Origin of the sequence: Campylobacter rectus, from assembly GCF_004803795.1 — a bacterium.
GTDB lineage: Bacteria > Campylobacterota > Campylobacteria > Campylobacterales > Campylobacteraceae > Campylobacter_A > Campylobacter_A rectus.
The window spans coordinates 1,552,284-1,569,337 of the sequence record NZ_CP012543.1; the positions used below are offsets into that span (position 1 = coordinate 1,552,284).

Below are 17,054 nucleotides of genomic sequence, written 5' to 3' on the forward strand. Positions count from 1 at the left end.
TTTGCTCAAAGGAAAGCGACGGCCGAATGTCAAATTTTAGTTAATTTAACCCAAAAGCCTATTAAACCGGCTTTGCAAGCTAGCAGTGTTGTGCGCTTGAGCAAGGATCGCGGCGTTTGCTTGCAGGTCGTTTTGCTTAAAGGCGCTTACGTTTTTAGCGATGTCGTTGTTTTGCAGCTGAGACTCGCTTTGCTTTAGCGCAACGTTTTTAGTTAGGCTTGCGTTTATGCCCGAGATTATGCCGTTTTGCGCCGCACCGATCTCGCCGCGCAGGGCATTTACGCTACCGATAAATTTGCTCACGCTCTCGCCGTCGCTCACGTCTATGCCGCTAAAATTCGGCGCGCTTAGATTCACGCTCGCCGTGCCGTTGCCGGTGAGGAAGCTCATCTGTCCGCCAAATACGTTCTTGCCGTTAAAGCTAGCCTGCTGCGTGCTCTGCTTCATCGCGTCCACCAGCGCGTTTGCCTCGCTTTTTATCATCTTTTGCTGGTCGGCGTTTAGGATGCCGCCGCTATATCTCACCGAGAGCTCGCCGATGCGGTCGGCGCTTTGCGTGATATTTGCGAGCGTGGAGTCTGCGATCTGCAGGATGCCGATAGCGTCGTTTGCGTTTGCGACGCCTTGCTCGAGCGTGGAGCTTTGAGAGCGAAGAGAGTCGGCGATGGCGAGATTTGCGCTATCTACGCCGCTTAAGGCGCGCTGTACGGAGATATTATTTAGGGCTTTTGCGCCGTTATTTTGAGCTTGCTCCAGGTATTGATTGCTTAGGCTTGAGTTTGCCAAGAAATTTCCCAGTTTCATTTTCGTTCCTTTTAAATTTTGATACGATTTTAGCGAAAATTCGATTAAAATTTGCTAGCGGCGGGCAATGTCGGCGCGCGACTCCGGTTTTTTAGTAAATTTGATAATTTTTCAAGCGGATTTCGTTTTTGGCTCGGATGTTTTGTTTTAGGCTTTTGTAGGCAAAAAGGCGCCAACGATGCAAATTTACTCGCTAGATTAAACCGCAAAAAAACAAGCAGGCGCGCAGCCGAAGATACGGCATTTGACTTTTACGACCGATATAAAATATCTAAACCAAGCGCACAAATAATTTTAATCTACGTCCGCCAAATTTAACTTAGATTGCCGGCGTCTCAAGCTTAAATTTGTAATAAGTAGCCGTAAAAACGCGTTTAAATTTGTCAAATGCCGACCCGCATCACCTAACGATATGCAAAAACTGCATATGTTTGCGATACTGCTCGATGATGTCGTTTATTATCGTAGCTTCGCTCCAGCCCAGTATATCGTAGTCCTGCCCGCCCTCTTTTAGATACACTTCGGCGCGGTAATACAAGTCCTCACCCTCCAGCTCTCTCGTGTAGTCGGGACTCTCGCTTTTAGTTAGCTTCACGCCGTAGCAAAAGTCCGTCTCCTCTCCCAGCATCACGCGTAAATTTATAAAATTTTCCCGCTTTATCACTTCGGCGTTTAGCCCGTTTTTCTCAAATTCCGCCCTTACCTCATCTAGCGCTCTAGCCGTCGTTTCGTTTATAAATTTACTCCCGTCTTTTTTGCTAGGTAACATGATGATCGCGCTTAAGCGCTCCTGCCAGGACTTTGACATTTCGCTTATCGGCATATTATTAAAGGCGTTTGTTTGCTTTTTTATCACATCCACCTTAAGTGCGCGAAATAGCCCGAAAATGGCGCCCATAAGCACGGCGGTAAACGGCAATGCCGAAGCGATCGTGAGCGCCTGGAGCGACGCCAGCCCGCCGCCTAGCATCAAAAAGCAAGCCGTCATTCCGATAATAACGCCCCAAAATACCTTCTGCCACACGGGCGTGTCGTCCCTGCCGTTTGAACACAGCATGTTCATCACGATCGCCGCAGAGTCGGCGGAAGTAACGAAAAATATCACGATCATTAGCACGGCAACGACGCTAAGCGCGCTTGAGAAGCTAAATTTTTCCAAAAACATAAAAAGAGCGGCTGCGGAGTCGGAATTTGCCGTAGCGGCTAGCTCGCCAAAGCCGTTTTTGACGAAATTTATGGCCGAATTTCCAAAAAAACTCATCCACGCAAAAGTAAATCCCGTCGGCACCAAAAGCACGCCCACGACGAATTCTCTAATCGTCCTGCCTTTTGAAATTTTCGCGATAAAAAGCCCGACAAAAGGCGACCAGCTAAGCCACCACGCCCAATAAAGCAGCGTCCAGCCGCCCAACCACGCGTCATTTGCTTTTTTATAGGCGTATAGATTAAAGGTGTTTGAAACAAGCGTAGAGACGTATTCGCCGCTGTTTTGCACGAGCGCCTTTAAAAGCTGCGTCGTTTCGCCCAAAAACAGCACCGCGAGCATAAAGCAGCATGCAAGCGCGATGTTGGCGTTTGAAAGCAGCTTGATGCCCCGATCCACGCCGCTAGCCGCAGATAGCGTCGCGGCTAGGCAAAGCGCGACAAGTAGCGTAACGTGCATCTGCGGCAGGCCGAACACGTGCGCAAATCCCGCATTTATCTGCAAAACGCCGTATCCCAGCGAAGTCGCCACGCCAAAAAGCGTCGCCACGACGGCAAAGGTATCGACCGCATCGCCGAACCATCCGTAAATCTTGTCGCCAGCCAGCGGATAAAACGCCGAGCGTAGAGCTAACGGCAAACCGTGCCTGTAAGAAAAAAACGCCAGTATCAGCGCCACGATGGCATACACCGCCCAAGCGCACATACCCCAGTGAAAAAAGGTGATATTCATCGCGAGTTTTTGCGCCTCTAGGCTCTGCGCCTCGCCCGTGGGCGGATTTAGATAGTGCATAAGCGGTTCGCTAACGCCGAAAAACACGAGCCCGATACCCATACCAGCGGCAAAGAGCATCGAAAACCAAGAGATATTTTTGTGCTCGGGCTTAGCGTGATCCGCACCCAGCTTTATCTCGCCCGTTTTACCAAATCCTAAAATAAAAACGCATATCAAGATGACGGCGACTGCCAGTACGTAAAACCAACCGAAATTTTGGGCGATGAAGCCTTGCATACCTTTGAAAACCTCGGTCGCAAATTTTGGCGCCAGAGCCTGAAACGCGGTTATCAAAAGTATCGTAAAAACGGATGGATAAAAGACTTTGGGGTTAAATTTAGATTTTTGCAGTTTTATCACATTTTTCCTTTGTTGATATTTGCAGGCATAGTTCAACCTACCCGAAAAAAGTAAATAAGTCAAATTTTACATTTCATTTAGTTTAAAATTTAAAAATAATTTTAATCGGTAAGAAAATAAAGAGTTAATTTTAAAGCCGTATGGCTATATTTTAGTCAAACCGCACCAATCGGTGCGGTTTTGTAAATTTTACCAGTCGCTTGGGTCTAAAGGTTCGTTTGGAGTAAAAGTGCAGTCGCTGCCTTGGCATTTAACGCCCGCATCTATATAAACGCCTTTTGTAAAGCCGCCTTTTTTAGCCTTGCCCTGAGCCTCTAACGCACGTCCGCCGGCAGAGCAGTGAAATATCACGTAAGTATCGGGAAGTTTTGACAAAAACGTCTTATTATCATTTTCTTCAAGCGAGATATGAAGAGATCCCGGAACAAATCCCGCCGCTCTCTCGTCACTTCTTCTTACATCGACGATAGTTACGCCTTTTGGTAAATTTTTATAATTTTTTAAAAACCATTCGCCGTCTACCGAACCCTCATCAAATCCCTTTTTAACCGGCCCCATAAACGGTACGCTTAGCTTGGTTACGGCTCCGCCGCCGGCTTTTTCTTCGCCGCCTTTAGTGGTTTTTAGTCCCGCCTTTTTCCATGCCGGAAGTCCGGCCGAGTAGTTGGCTACTTTCGTATATCCCACAGATACGAGTTTTTGGGCTACTGCGTGAGATTTTTTGCAGTCGTATCCTTGACAAAATGTAATAATAGACGTACTTTTATCGTTTGGAAAACGCCCCATTAAAGTAGAAATATCGGTGTCGTTTACGGATATGGCGCCCGGTATGGATTCGGCTAAAAATTTAGCATAAGGGCGAGCGTCAATCAAAAGCGCCGTATTGCCGTCAAATGCGTTTTTCACGACCGCCGTGCCAATTTCTATATAGTCTTTTTTGGACCATTCGGGATAACCCGCTTGATATAGTTTTACGTTTGTATATCCTATTTCCTTGAGCATTGCTGCGACTTTTGGACTCTTTGCACAGTCCCAACCTTGGCAAAATACGATAATCTCCTTGTCTTTCGGAGTTTTGTCGATTCTTTTTATATGATCTTTAAAGTCTGCGTCGTGAATTTGAATACTTGAGGGTATCGTGCCGGCATTGTAGTGGCGATCCGGCCTGGCATCTATAAATAGCGCATCCGTAGCTCCGCGCATACCGCTGCCTAGCTTGCTTCTGGCGTATTTAAAATCAACCACTTCAAGCTTATGTTTAGCTATCAAAGACGCTACCGCGTCGCTTGGCTTTGTAGCCGTAGCTTGCACCGGGGCGGATACGCCGGATGTAGCGCATCCGGTAAATAGCAGTGTCGTAGCAAGTGCGATCGCACCAACAAATTTTAAATGCATATATTCTCCTTTTTTGAAAATTTCGTATTAAATTCTACCCGGAAGCATTCCGTGAAATATCATCGGCTTCATCAGATAAACCTTAAGTAACCACATTATCCATCGCTCTTTTGTCGGATCTAACGGGAATGACGGCGCAGGCTTACCGGACCAGTCAAATTCCGCAAACATTACCGTGCCGATACTCGTAATAAACGGACAAACCGTATATCCGTTATAAGCGGCGGGTAATTTATCCTTTTTCTCCATCACGGCTATTAGATTATCCACTAGCACATGATACTGCTTTCTTGCGCTTCCGCCCGTCTTGCCAAGAGGCACGGCGGCACAATCGCCTATGGCGAACACATTAGGATATTTAATATGCTGAAGAGTCTCTTTATGAGCAGGCACCCAGCTAGCCGGCGAGCCAAGCGGAGATTTACCCACGGCATCCGGAGCTTTTTGCGGCGGAACTATATGTAAAAAGTCGAAATTTTTAACAAATCTCTCCTTCTTTGTTATCATTTCAAACTCTTCCAAATCCTTATCCCATTCGCCTTTCTCAGTCCAAGTGCGCTCCAGCGTAGCCGTTTGATTTTCCGTATCTACGGCTACGAGGCGGGTTTTAAATTCCCACTTAAAATCGCGCGCCTTAAACTGCTTTTCGATAGCCTCTGCGTATTCCGGCACGCTAAATAACTTATCGCTATTTGTATAAAATAGCATTTCCACCTTATCTCTCACACCCGCTTTTGTGATGAGATCGTTTGCGATATACATTACCTTTTTAGGCGCACCGCCGCACTTTATCGCCGTATGAGCATCGGTAAAGATACACTGAAGCTTCTTGTCGCCCTTTAAATTTTTCGCCTTTTGTATAATCTCTTGGATCCCGTTATAAGTATCTACCGAGCCGTCTGCAAAATATAACGAATAAACGCCGTTTTTGCCGATCTTTTTACGCACCGAATCGCTATTTCCCAGAGTCGTTATCTCGCCCTCGAGCCCATCAATCGCACCGTAATTTAACATAACTCCCATTGCAACCACCAAGTAGTCGTAGCCTATTTCCGAGCCGTCGTCTAAGATTATTTTATTATTGGTCGGGTCGAAATTTGCCGCGGATTTTTTTATCCACGTAACGCCATCGGGCATATAGTCTTTGGTTTGATATATGATATCGTCTTTCGTATATACGCCTGCGGCGATCAGCGTCTGTCCTGCCTGATAAGAAACCGAGATGGAATTTGGCTCAATAACCGTAATATCCGGCTTTTTAAGCTTCCTACACAGCTTTGCCGCTACCGCAATCCCCGAAAGTCCGCCGCCGACTATAACTATTTTACCCACGGCGGATGATGCTGCCTCAGCCGTGCTAGGCGTCGCCGCAGTCGATAACAAGCCTGCGGCCAGCGGCGACATCGCGATAAGCTTCATAGCTTCGCGACGCGTCATCTTGTGTCCGTCTTTTTCAAGCTCACAGAGAACTTCATCGATAATCTTATTTGAGTCCATTTATGTCCTTTCGTATAAAATTTAAAATTTTAAACTAGATTATTATTTTAAGGATTTGGTGAATTGTAGCAACGATGTAAAAATTATTCAGTAACTTAGTCACAAAAATTTTACGTGCGTTAGTGTATGATTAAGTTACCATTTTAACTTTAGGAGGAGAATATGTTTGTGAAATCTTTAATCGCTAAATTTGCGCGCGTGCCGCTTGTGACGATAGTAGCTTTAGGTTTGGCTACGAGTTTCGCTTCCGCCGATCCGGCGCGAGGGCAAAAGCTTTATCTTAAATTTATGAAAGACGCCACCGGCATAAAAGGAGACGCGTTTTCGGCTCAACACACGATAGAGGAATGGAAAAAACTTTGCGAAAACGGCGGAGCCGATCTTATAAAAGAATACTCGGAAAAGTATCCGAATGCGGCGGAGTTTTTAAAAGGCGAGCAGTTTAAGAAATTTCAACCCGATATTTGCGATTTCGTGATCCACTACGCAAAAGATAGCGGAAACGTACCTTCTTGCTAATTAAATTTTAAGGAGCATCGCGCTCCTTTTTTAGCTTTCGAATTTTGCCGTAGAGCCCCGTTTTTCGCTCTATTGCGCACGAAAACCATACTCGAGCTCTATTTGTCAAATTTTATCTCGGTCTTTTTTCATACCAAAGCGACAAAGCCGAATTTCCCGCCTTTTTCACAAACCGCAACACCCGAATTTGACATTTTAAATCCATTTTTTTATTCCGCAGGCACGACAAACTCAAATGCGCGTTATCTCGTCCGTTTTGCCGCCTATCAAAACCGCGTCAAATTTTGTATCTTTATAAAAAGTTTGGATTACTGTTAAATTTTAAAGAAACGCTTTTTATTTTCGTCGGCGTACCGTATTTTGATCCGTCGTTTGCCCTCGTTTAGGCATTTGCGGATCGATTCAAGTATTTCGGGGCTATCGGTTCCTTGCCGTCTTTCGCGTAGATGCCGCTTTTGCCGTCTTTTGGCGCTTATTATAAATTCCGCCTTAAAACAAAATCTCTCAAGCGGTCTATGACGCTTTTTCGCCTAGAGCCGCAGGAGCCGCCCCATTTTAAACCCTGATTTTATCGGTATTACGACCTTGCCTTTGAAATTAAGCCTATTTTTCGGTATTTTTAAACGCCTACCGCCGCGAGCCCGTTTTTAAACTCGCTTACTTTATCACGCTCGGCCTTGATAGCCGTCTTGCCGTTTTTATCGGCAAAGCCTTATTTTCCGTTTTTGCAAACAAGATTTGGCTTTGCTTGCGTCTTTGCGCCGTCTTCATCAAATCCGCCAAAAACCGACAAGCTAAGTAAAATTTTTTTATGTTTTATCTTTATTTAATAAATTTGCGATTTTATTCTATCGTTTTTTGTTTTTCTTGGATAAAAAATTTTAAAAAATTTGGCGCGTTTAAATTTTGACGAAATTATTAAAGTAAGACAAGACGCGCGGATTTTTATAAATTTAAAATTATACCGCTTAAATTTCGCATAGTTATGAGCTTTTTGGCGGCTTGAGTTTAAATTTCGCCGCATTTAAAAGACGACACGCAAGCAAGCAAAGATTTCTAAAAAGTAGCGGCTCGTGAGGATATAAATTTATGAATTTTTACCTTGTTTATTTTATCTCGTTGCGAGTTTTTGACGTTATTTTTAATTCGCGATTTCGAACTCGAATTTAACCGCTTTTTCCGATAAATTTATCGTCCGAATTTCGCCTACCGCGAGGTTTTGTCGTAGTTTGATTTTTCGGCGTTTTCGCACGCTTGCGAGATTCAAAAACCTTACCTATGATCGCCGCCAAAATCGCAACCCCTAAAAATCCCCAAAGGGCATACCTCTCGTCGTAGCTGCTAACCGCCTCAAAAACGAGCTCGCCTTGCGCCGGCACGAGCCGCCCCTCTTTTATCATCTTGCGGATTTCTTCGCCGTCCGGATTTTTGCCGCGCGGATCATACGGCCGCGTCAATATCTCAACGATAGCAATATCCGCGATCTCATAAACGCTAGCGTCAATCATCTGCCCCGTCCCCATCGCGTCAAAATAGTAAATTTTATCGCCGTTTGCATAAACCGCGCCGTATACGCCGTTACGAACGAGACCTATTTTGCGCCACCGCTCGCTCGCCTCAAGCCTAAAAAGCTCGGTATGACGCGAGCCTAGCCGCCTGCGGTATTTAGTCCTGTGCCACACTTCGCGGCTTTGCACGAAATAAGTCTGTCCGCCGCTGATAAAAACGCTACCGGCAAGCGGCAAAATATCACCCGTAAACGGATCGTCTCCCGCGCGCTTTAGCTCGCCGTTTTCGCCGCCGCTATGACGCTGCCAAAAGTAAATCCCACCCTTGCCGCGAAAAAGCAGATGATAGGCGTGCGCGCCGGAGGCGCCAAAGGGTAGCGAATAAGGCGCAAATTCGGGCGCAAACTCATGCTCGTTGGCATAAACTACGCCGCTAGCGGGCTCTAAAAGATAATGCACGCCGCCAAAATTCGCTGCCTCGTAAAGCCCCGTCGTAAATTTTACCGCGAGCCGCGAGCTTTTAAAATAGACGTTTCGCCCGTCCGTGACGTAATAATCGCTAGCTCGTCCGCGCGCGTCTTTCACGTATCTTAGCGCCCTAGCGTCTGCGCCTTCTAGCTGCTTGCCTTCAAAATATACCCTGCCGCTTTCGCCGCCCAAAGCCTCGTTTTCTGCCGCGAAGCCGAAATCTAAAATAGGGGCTAAATTTACGCTAGAAACGCGTCCGGTTTTATAGATATAGCTTTGCGGTTTATCTGCGCCTAGTATCGCGTATGCCGCGGTTTGAACCGCCTCGGCAAAGGCTCCTAGCTCGTAGTTTCTCTCGCCTGCGTCGCTACAAAAATAACTAATCTCGCCGTCCGTGAAATACCCGTTGCCAATCGCCCTAGCGCGAGAGGGATCTAGTCCGATCATGGCTAGATTGCCGCAGTAGACGGCGCTTTCGCCCATGCCGACGTTTCGCCCGCGATAGCCGCCGGATGCAAAAACCCTAAATTTATCCGCCCGCACGCCTTTTAGCTCAAATTTGCCTCCACCTGGGATGAGCGCATAAATTTTACCCTGCGGCGTAACGTAAAATTCGCTGCTACCTATCCGGGTAAATTCGCCCTCCTCCTCGTAGCTAACGACATAAACCATAAAAAATACCGTAAAAAGCACGGCAAAAAGCGCAAATAAGCAAAGTAGTATAAATTTTTTATTTTTCAAAGTGCCGCCTATTTTTAAAAGCTCTGTTTTTTAGATCCGTCCGCCTCCGCTTTTAGCGTGAAATCGCGGAGGGAAACAAAAAACAAACCAAAAAACCGGTCAAAATCGCCAAAATCGATCTTGCCGCCAAATCTCCTTATCGCCGGGCACGAAAAATGCGCTTAATATAAGCTAAAACGCAAAAATGCGGCATACGCCCTCTGCCCCAGCGATATTTTCAAGACGGATGTTTTATCCGAGACGCTATCAACTACGCGCTCTACGCAAATCAAAACTCCGTTTTGAAGCATATTTGACTATCTAAATGCCCCTTCAAAGCTCGCTTCGCCCGCTCCAAAACCTACAATGGCAACCTCGCTCGGCTCCAGGGCTTGCGATTTAAAACTTTATCCTGCCGCTTTTGATCGATTTTTTCAAATTTACCCTAAATTTTGAGCCTAAATTTTAACGCTTAAAGGCAAATTTGAGCTCAAAATTTACGCAAATTGTCTCAAAATTTTAAATTTCGACGCGGCTGCTCTCACCGCGAGATAACAGGTCGTACAAAGTATAGCAAGCGTCGTAAAGTCGCCGAAGTCGAATTTGTCGCCGCTCGTAAAAAGAAAGGTCGCTATCCCGCTAAATAGCAGCAAACTAATACAAACATAGCAAACAAAGGCAAAAATGTTTAGAAATTTCGCGCTTTTGCTTGCGTTTTCGCTGTGTTTCGCGAGCGTCTCAAAGGTGAAAATTTTGTTTAAAAAACCCTCTTTTTCATACTCTATCTTGACTAGATCGCCCGTTTCTAGATCAAATTTTTGCGGCGAAAACGTCGCGCTAAATCTCTGTCCGCCTACCTCAAAGCTCACGGCGACGGCCTCGTTTTGCTTGATCGTCCTCATATGTAGCCCGCTAACCCTGCCGATTTTGGTAAATTTTTTCAAATTTGCTCCAAATTTTCGGCGATTTCTAAAACTTCAAAGTATTCGTTTTCGAGCGTCTCCAGCTCGCTTTTTGCCGCTTCTAGGTCGTTATAAAGCGCGGTTAGGCCGATTTGCTGATAGATTTTAGGATCGCTAAGGCCCGCGTTTAGCTCTTTTATCTTAGCTTCTAGCGCGGCGATTTTCTCGGGGTGCGAGGATAAAATTTGCGTTTGCTTGTAGCTTAGCTTCGCGCTTGTTTTGCTCTTTTGTTTTTGCGCTTGCTCGACTTCGCTAGCTAGGCTCGCCTCAAATTTACCAAGCTCGGCTAATTCGTCTTCTAGCTCGAGATAGACGCTGTATTCTTGATGTAGCACCTCGATCGCCGTCCCCTCAAATGCCCAGAGTTTGTGCGCGATCTTATCGACGAAGTATCTGTCGTGGCTCACGATGATTATGGCGCCCTCAAAGCTTTGCAGATAGTCCTCAAGGATGTTGATAGTAGCGATATCTAGGTCGTTTGTCGGCTCGTCAAGCACGAGTACGTCGTACTCCTTGCTAAAAAGTAGCGCGAGCGCCACGCGGTTTTTCTCGCCGCCGCTTAGCACGCCGATGGGTTTATCGAGGAATTCTTTAGGAAATAGGAAATTTTTAAGGTAGCCGTAGACGTGCATATTTCGCCCGCGCACCATGACGCGGTCGCCGCCGTTTGGGCAAAAAGTCTCGATGAGGCTCTTATCGTCATCCAGCGCGCTTCGCGACTGATCAAAGTACCCCACTCGCACCTCGCCACGCCTAACTTCGCCGCTACTAGGCTTTTCAAACCCGAGTAAAATTTTAATAAGAGTGCTTTTGCCGCTGCCGTTTCGTCCGACTATCGCGATACGCTCGCCTTGCAAAACGCGCGCGTTAAAATCGCTAAAAAGCTGCTTGCCGCCGATGGTTTTGCTTAGTTGCTTGATCTCAAATAGCATTTTTTTGCGGTTTACGCTTTGCGTTTGGTTGAAGTTTTTGCTCGCGCGCTCAAGCTCGAGCCTAACGCGGCGTATCACGCCCGGATTTTTCTTAGCCTCTTCACGCATGGCTAGCACTCGCTCTTTGCGCCCTTCGTTGCGTTTTAGACGCGCTTTGACGCCGCGGCGCAGCCACTCCTCCTCGGCTTTTAGCTGTTTTAGCAGCGTTTCGTGAGATTTGGCCAGGCTGGCTAGGATTTCCTCTTTTTTAGCTAGATAGTTCGCGTAACCGCCGTCAAACGACGCCAGCGCGCCATCCTCGATCTCGACGCTTCTAGTCGCTAGCGCGTCGATGAAATAGCGATCGTGCGAGATAAAAACTATCGTCTGGCGCGAGCTTTTTAACATATCTTCTAAAAATCTCACCATATAAACGTCAAGGTGATTGGTAGGCTCGTCAAGCAGCAAAATATCGGGCTTTTTAAGTATCAGTGCGCCCAGAGCCACGCGGCGTATCTCGCCTCCGCTAAGGCTAGAAACAGCGCGGTTTTCGTACTCTTTTAGCTTAAACTCCTCCAGCACGCACTCGATCTTGCGCTCGATCTGCCAGCCGTCCTTCGCCTCGATAAATTTGATTAGCTCGTCTTGCCTCGCGTTTAGCTCTTTGTTATGCGGATCGCGTCCGAGCGCTTCTAGTACCTCGGCATACTCGCCCCTAGCGTCGAAAATCTCTTTTAGCTCCAAATTTAGCGCATCTTTTACGGTAGCCGCATCGTCAAATTTAGGATTTTGCGCGAGCATTTGGGCTTTTACGCCGCCTTGCACGATACGCCTGCCGCTATCAGGCTCTAGCGCGCCCGCGACCAGCTTCATCAGCGTGCTTTTGCCGCTACCGTTTTTGCCGATGATAGCGATACGCTCGCGCTCGTTTATGCTGAGGCTTATTTTGTTTAAAATTTCATTCGGACCGAATTTTTTACTAACGTCGATAAGGTCGATTAGAGCCACGCGCGCGCCTTAAAACGAGATATGCATACTAAGCGCGATGATACAAAGCGTAAGCGCCATCGGCACGTAGATATATCTGCCCGTAAAGTACCAAAACGCGCCTTGCTTTTTTGCCGCGCCCGTGTTGATCTCGTCCATGATCTCTTCTTTTTTTATGACCCAAAACCACGACACCGCACCGATCACCGCGCCGATAGGGATGATGTAAATCGAGACAAAGTCCATCCACGGCCCCCAACTGGTTATGGCTTCCATATTTACGCCGATGCCAAAGCATATCACGCAAAGCATGGTCAGCACGACGCCGCGCTTTAGTTTAGGGAATTTGTGCATTATCGACTCGGCGACGGCTTCGAACATATTTTGCAGCGAGCTTATGCCACCGAAAATCACAGCCGTAAATAAAATAATCGCGAAAATTTGCCCGCCGACCATATCTTGTAAAATTTTAGGCAACGTTACGAAAAGTAACCCCGGTCCCGCCGCGGGATCCATGCCGTAGGCAAAAACCGCCGGTATCATAACGAGCGCCGCCGTCAACGCAGCGATCGTGTCAAAGATCGCCGTCTTTTGCGCGCTATCGACGACGTCCTCGTCCTTTGATAGATACGCTCCGTAGACGATCATACCAGAGCCCGTGATAGATAGCGAGAAAAACGCCTGCCCCATCGCCGCTACCCACACCATCGGGTCGGCGAGCTTGCCCCAGTCGCTGTGAAAGACGAATTTATACCCGCCAAACGCCCCGTCTAAAAACGCCACTCTGATAGCGAGGATAAAAAATAGCACGAAAAATAGCGGCATCATGATTTTGTTTGTCTTTTCGATGCTGTGCGCGCCGAAAAATAGCGTAAATAGCGTACCGGCAACGACGATAAAGTGAAACGGCACGACAGAATAGGACGAAAGCGCAAAGGACTCAAACCAAGTGTTCGTATCCACGGTCATCAGCGAGCCCGTGATCGCCTGAAATAGCGCCTTTAAAACATATGCGATGATGACCGCGTAACCGATAGCGATACACATCGAGCCCGCTAGCGGTATCCAGCCTAAAATTTTACCGAAAGTGCCCCAGTTTCGGCTCTTCCACGCGTATTCGTATGAGCCTAGCGTACCGGTTTTGGCGCGTCTGCCGATAGCATACTCCGCCGAGAGCCCGACGTAGGAAAATATCGCGATAAAAAACAGATAAACGAGCAAAAACGCGCCGCCGCCGTTCGTACCGACCTTATAAGGAAATCCCCAGACGTTGGCCATACCGATAGCCGAACCCACGCAAGCGATGATAAACGCCCAGCGTGACGTGAAATTTGTTTTGTGCATTTGATATCCGTTTAGATTAAATTTTTTTCAATTATACTTGATTAAGCTAATAAAAAGATTATATCGGCACGCGATCCGGGCTTAAAAACGGCAAAAACAAGACAAAACGAAACGAGACGGCGAGAAATGTTACCATAAGAAACGACAACTACGACAGATAAATTTAGCTGGAAAGCAAACGGCGGCGGTCTGTTTGCAAACCGTAAAATTTGTGGCGGACCGGAGGCGGAGCGCGACTTATTTGCGAGCGGTAAATTTTAAGATAAAAGACGGCTTAATACAGCTCAAATTTTAAGAAAAACAAGACGCAAATCAATCGGCAAAACGGCGGCGGCCTCATATCTTGCGAGAAATCGGATCAATCGGCAAAAGGCGAGCCGTTAGCGGTTCTGCTTGCAAAAATTTATAAAACAAGCCCGAGCCCAAAAACGATAAACCGCCGTCAAACTCGCAAACCAAGCCCTGCCGATGAAGCGAATTTGCGCACCGCATAAATTTCAAACAAAATGCGGTAGTCGGCTCGCTAACGGTAAAAATTTATGGCGAAAAAACGGGCGACAGCGGGAAAATAAAGTCATAGCAACTTGCTTGTAGCCTATGAATTTGCAGCGGTCAAATTCGCGCTAGCCGCCTAAATCCCGCCCTTTTGCATACTTAAAACGCTTTAAATTTATATTTGGGTATAATCGCGCGTTATCTAAAAATCCACGTTACAAAAGAGAATTTATGAATTTATCGCTCAAAAAGCTCACTATTCCGATATTTTTAGATATGTTTTTGCACTTCGTGACGCTCATCATAAACACATATATGGTGACCAAGGTCAGCGTCCATCTAGTCGGCGCCATGGGCGCGGGCAATCAAATCATGGATCTTTTTATGACTATTTTTAGCTTCCTTAGCGTGGGCTGCTCGGTCGTGGTCGCGCAGGCTCTAGGCGCGCGAAATCACAACCTAGCCAAACGCGTCGTGCACGCCAGCATCACGTTTAACACGATCATCGGCCTTGGCAGCGCAGTTTTTATTTACTTTTTCGGATTTGAGATTTTAGAGCTTTTAAACGTCCCCGAGCAGCTTCGCGCCCAGAGTTTTGGCTACCTGCATATGCTCGGTATCGCACTAGCCTTTGACGGTATCGGCATGGTTCTAGCTGCCGTGCTTCGCGTTTATAACTTCGCCACCGCCGTCATGCTGGTCTCCTTACTTATGAACGTCATCACCCTTTGCGGCAACGCTATCGCGCTTTTTGGCTGGCTGGGACTACCGAACTACGGCCTCTACGGCGTCGCGGTTTCGACCGTCGTGGGGCGACTGGTGGGCGTTATCGTGCTATTTTTGATCCTGACTCGCTACGCGAAAGTTAAAATTTTCTTTAAGCGTCTATTTAGCCTGCCGTTTGCAATCTTGCGTAAAATTTTATCCGTGGGGCTTCCAAGTGCCGGCGAAAATTTGCTCTGGATGGCGCAGTATATGGTGGCTTTCGGTTTCGTAGCGAGCATGGGTGAGGCTAGCCTAAACGTGCAGACCATTTACTTTCAGATCACGCTTCTCATCCTTCTTTGCGGAGCCAGCATCAGCGTAGCAAACGAAGTCATCGTCGGCCACCTAGTCGGCGCGATGAGATTTGACGAGGCCTACTCGCGCACTTTCCGCGCGCTTCGTATCGGCTTTATCGCGACTCTAGCAGTCGTTTTGGCGGCGTATTTCGGTAAATTTGAGATTATGGAGCGGTTAAATTTGACCGAGGAGCTAAAGGCCGTCATGCTGCCGCTTTTTACCCTTTCTATCGCGCTTGAGACGGGACGAACGTTTAACATCGTCATCGTAAACGCCCTGCGCGCGAGCGGGGATGCTAAATTTCCGCTGATGACGGGTGCGGTGTTTATGTGGGGCGTGAGCTTGCCGCTGGGATACTATCTAGGTATCGTGCAGGGCATGGGGATCATCGGCGTTTGGATCGGATTTACCGCCGACGAGTGGCTACGCGGACTCGTAAACACCTGGCGCTGGAGAAGTAGAAAATGGCAAGAAAAACGCCTCGTGTAAAAACCGTTTGCGTAAAATGCGGCGAATTTGACGTCGCGCTAAATTTTAAAAAAGGTGTGAAAACAACCCGCCTAAAGGTCGCTAAATCAGGCGAGATCTCGGTCTCTCTACCCTTTTACGCTGCGCAAAAATATGCGCTAGAGTTCGTGCAAAAACACTACGACTGGCTAAAATCGGCTCGCGAAAAAACGCTAGCAAATTTGCCGCGAGAGGACGAGTTTAGGCTGCTGGGCGAGGTTTACCGCATCAAATTTGAGCCAAATTTAAAGGGTGTAAATTTAAGACGCTTTGCAGGCGATTCGGAGATTTTTAGCGGCTTAAATTTGAGCTCGGACGGGCCAGACCCGTACCTTTACGGCGCTAAATTTGACGGTAAATTTGACGATAGCAAATTTGACCCGCGCCTTGATAATGCTAAATTTGATAGCTCGGACGGACGTAAATTTGACGGCGAAATTTACGCGCCCGGTTTAGGGGCGCTAGAAAACTGCAAAAAAGCCTTTGCGAGGCGTATTTACGGGCATTTTATAGCCAAATTTGCTCCTACCGTAAACCGTAAAATAAACCGCGTCGTCGTGCGCAAAATGACCACGCGTTGGGGTAGCTGCAACTCGCGTAAAGGCTATATAAACCTAAGCCTAAATTTGATCGAAAAGGCCCCCGATCTAGTCGAATACGTCGTGCTGCACGAGCTCGCTCACCTAATCTACCCGCACCATCAAAAAAGCTTCTACGACTTCATCGCGAAGCTGATGCCCGATTTCAAAGCGCGCGAAAAGCGGCTAAACAAAAAATAATTTTAAATATGCTAAAATAAAATATTTTTAACTTTAAAGGGAGATAATGAAAAAAATTCTATTGCTAATTGCCGCGGTTTTTGCTTTGGGCGGCGATTTTGAGGATGGACAAGCCGCCTACGATAGATCGGATTTCGTCGTAGCTCGCGAGAAATTTGCGGCCGCCTGCGATGCAAACAACGGCCTAGCCTGCGCAAAACTGGGCGCGCTTTATCAGCTGGGCAAGGACATTGTGCCGGACGGTAAAAAAGCGCTTGAGCTATACGAAAAAGGCTGCGAGCTAGATGCAAAAGAAGCCTGCTCGGGTGCCGGCGGCATATACATGGCGACCGACAAAGAGAAGGCGCACGCGCTGCTAAATAAAGGCTGCGAGCTTGGCGACGGCTTTTCCTGTGCTACGGCGGGATCGTATCTGCTGGAGAAGAAAAAATTTAAAGAAGCGTATGCGCTTTTTGAAAAAGCATGCAAGATAGGCGACGAGCTCGGATGCCAATTTGCAAGCGATCTAAAAAGATCGAATAAGCTTTAGAATTTCTTTCGCGGGTTAAATTTAGCGGTTAAATTTAACCCCGATTTTTTACGAACCGCTACGGCTTTTAAAGATTTAAACAAATTTAAACTATCAAAAATTCTATCAGATAAAATAATAAATTTCAAAACTTTCAGCCGATAAAAACGCGCCTGCGATTATCGTTACGAGGATTGAGAGATTACTTTAGGCGCCTTAATAATAGCGCCTATAAACCGCAAATAGCAAA

The 17,054-nt window shown here is 47.0% G+C and carries 12 protein-coding genes; 4 read left to right on the forward strand and 8 right to left on the reverse strand.

The window, feature by feature from the left end:
• Nucleotides 1–45: 45 nt before the first annotated feature.
• The 4 genes from CRECT_RS07380 to CRECT_RS07395 form a co-directional block, all read right to left on the reverse strand.
• Nucleotides 46–804 (reverse strand): flagellin, encoded by a 759-nt coding sequence (locus CRECT_RS07380; protein ID WP_002945637.1) that lies wholly within the window; start codon nucleotides 802–804, stop codon nucleotides 46–48.
• 400 nt (nucleotides 805–1,204) lie between these two features.
• Nucleotides 1,205–3,142 carry a BCCT family transporter gene (locus CRECT_RS07385; RefSeq protein ID WP_002945642.1) on the reverse strand — a complete coding sequence of 646 codons (1,938 nt, stop codon included), beginning with the start codon at nucleotides 3,140–3,142 and terminating at the stop codon, nucleotides 1,205–1,207.
• Nucleotides 3,143–3,331: 189 nt separating this feature from the next.
• Nucleotides 3,332–4,537, reverse strand: coding sequence for a rhodanese-like domain-containing protein (locus tag CRECT_RS07390; protein ID WP_002945657.1), 1,206 nt, complete (start codon nucleotides 4,535–4,537; stop codon nucleotides 3,332–3,334).
• Between the two features lie 27 nt (nucleotides 4,538–4,564).
• Complete coding sequence (locus CRECT_RS07395; RefSeq protein ID WP_002945654.1) at nucleotides 4,565–6,034, reverse strand: NAD(P)/FAD-dependent oxidoreductase; 1,470 nt, start codon at nucleotides 6,032–6,034, stop codon at nucleotides 4,565–4,567.
• Between the two features lie 162 nt (nucleotides 6,035–6,196).
• On the opposite strand from CRECT_RS07395, the gene CRECT_RS07400 reads away from it, so the two are divergent.
• Nucleotides 6,197–6,553: a hypothetical protein gene (locus tag CRECT_RS07400; RefSeq protein ID WP_039888559.1), complete on the forward strand. Its 357-nt coding sequence runs from the start codon at nucleotides 6,197–6,199 to the stop codon at nucleotides 6,551–6,553.
• 1,166 nt (nucleotides 6,554–7,719) lie between these two features.
• On the opposite strand, the gene CRECT_RS07405 is transcribed toward CRECT_RS07400, so the two are convergent.
• The 4 genes from CRECT_RS07405 to CRECT_RS07420 form a co-directional block, all read right to left on the reverse strand.
• A complete protein-coding gene (locus CRECT_RS07405; protein ID WP_002945624.1) occupies nucleotides 7,720–9,270 on the reverse strand; it encodes a DKNYY domain-containing protein in 1,551 nt (516 codons plus the stop codon).
• Nucleotides 9,271–9,746: 476 nt separating this feature from the next.
• On the reverse strand, nucleotides 9,747–10,193 hold the full coding sequence (locus CRECT_RS07410; RefSeq protein ID WP_002945644.1) for a hypothetical protein: 447 nt from the start codon (nucleotides 10,191–10,193) through the stop codon (nucleotides 9,747–9,749).
• On the reverse strand, nucleotides 10,190–12,130 hold the full coding sequence (gene abc-f / locus CRECT_RS07415; protein ID WP_002945626.1) for a ribosomal protection-like ABC-F family protein: 1,941 nt from the start codon (nucleotides 12,128–12,130) through the stop codon (nucleotides 10,190–10,192). Before abc-f ends, CRECT_RS07410 begins: the two co-directional genes overlap by 4 nt.
• Before the next feature lie 9 nt (nucleotides 12,131–12,139).
• The gene (locus tag CRECT_RS07420) at nucleotides 12,140–13,453 is read right to left on the reverse strand and encodes a sodium-dependent transporter (protein ID WP_002945639.1); all 1,314 of its coding nucleotides are present in this window, start codon (nucleotides 13,451–13,453) and stop codon (nucleotides 12,140–12,142) included.
• Nucleotides 13,454–14,179: 726 nt separating this feature from the next.
• On the opposite strand from CRECT_RS07420, the gene CRECT_RS07425 reads away from it, so the two are divergent.
• The 3 genes from CRECT_RS07425 to CRECT_RS07435 are packed head-to-tail and all read left to right on the forward strand — an operon-like array spanning nucleotide 14,180 to nucleotide 16,825.
• Nucleotides 14,180–15,499, forward strand: a complete 1,320-nt coding sequence (locus CRECT_RS07425; protein WP_002945651.1) for an MATE family efflux transporter — start codon at nucleotides 14,180–14,182, stop codon at nucleotides 15,497–15,499.
• The gene (locus CRECT_RS07430) at nucleotides 15,475–16,296 is read left to right on the forward strand and encodes a M48 family metallopeptidase (protein ID WP_002945647.1); all 822 of its coding nucleotides are present in this window, start codon (nucleotides 15,475–15,477) and stop codon (nucleotides 16,294–16,296) included. The genes CRECT_RS07425 and CRECT_RS07430 overlap by 25 nt, the downstream gene beginning before the upstream one ends.
• A 46-nt stretch (nucleotides 16,297–16,342) precedes the next feature.
• Complete coding sequence (locus CRECT_RS07435) at nucleotides 16,343–16,825, forward strand: tetratricopeptide repeat protein (protein WP_002945660.1); 483 nt, start codon at nucleotides 16,343–16,345, stop codon at nucleotides 16,823–16,825.
• The last annotated feature ends 229 nt before the right edge of the window (nucleotides 16,826–17,054 follow it).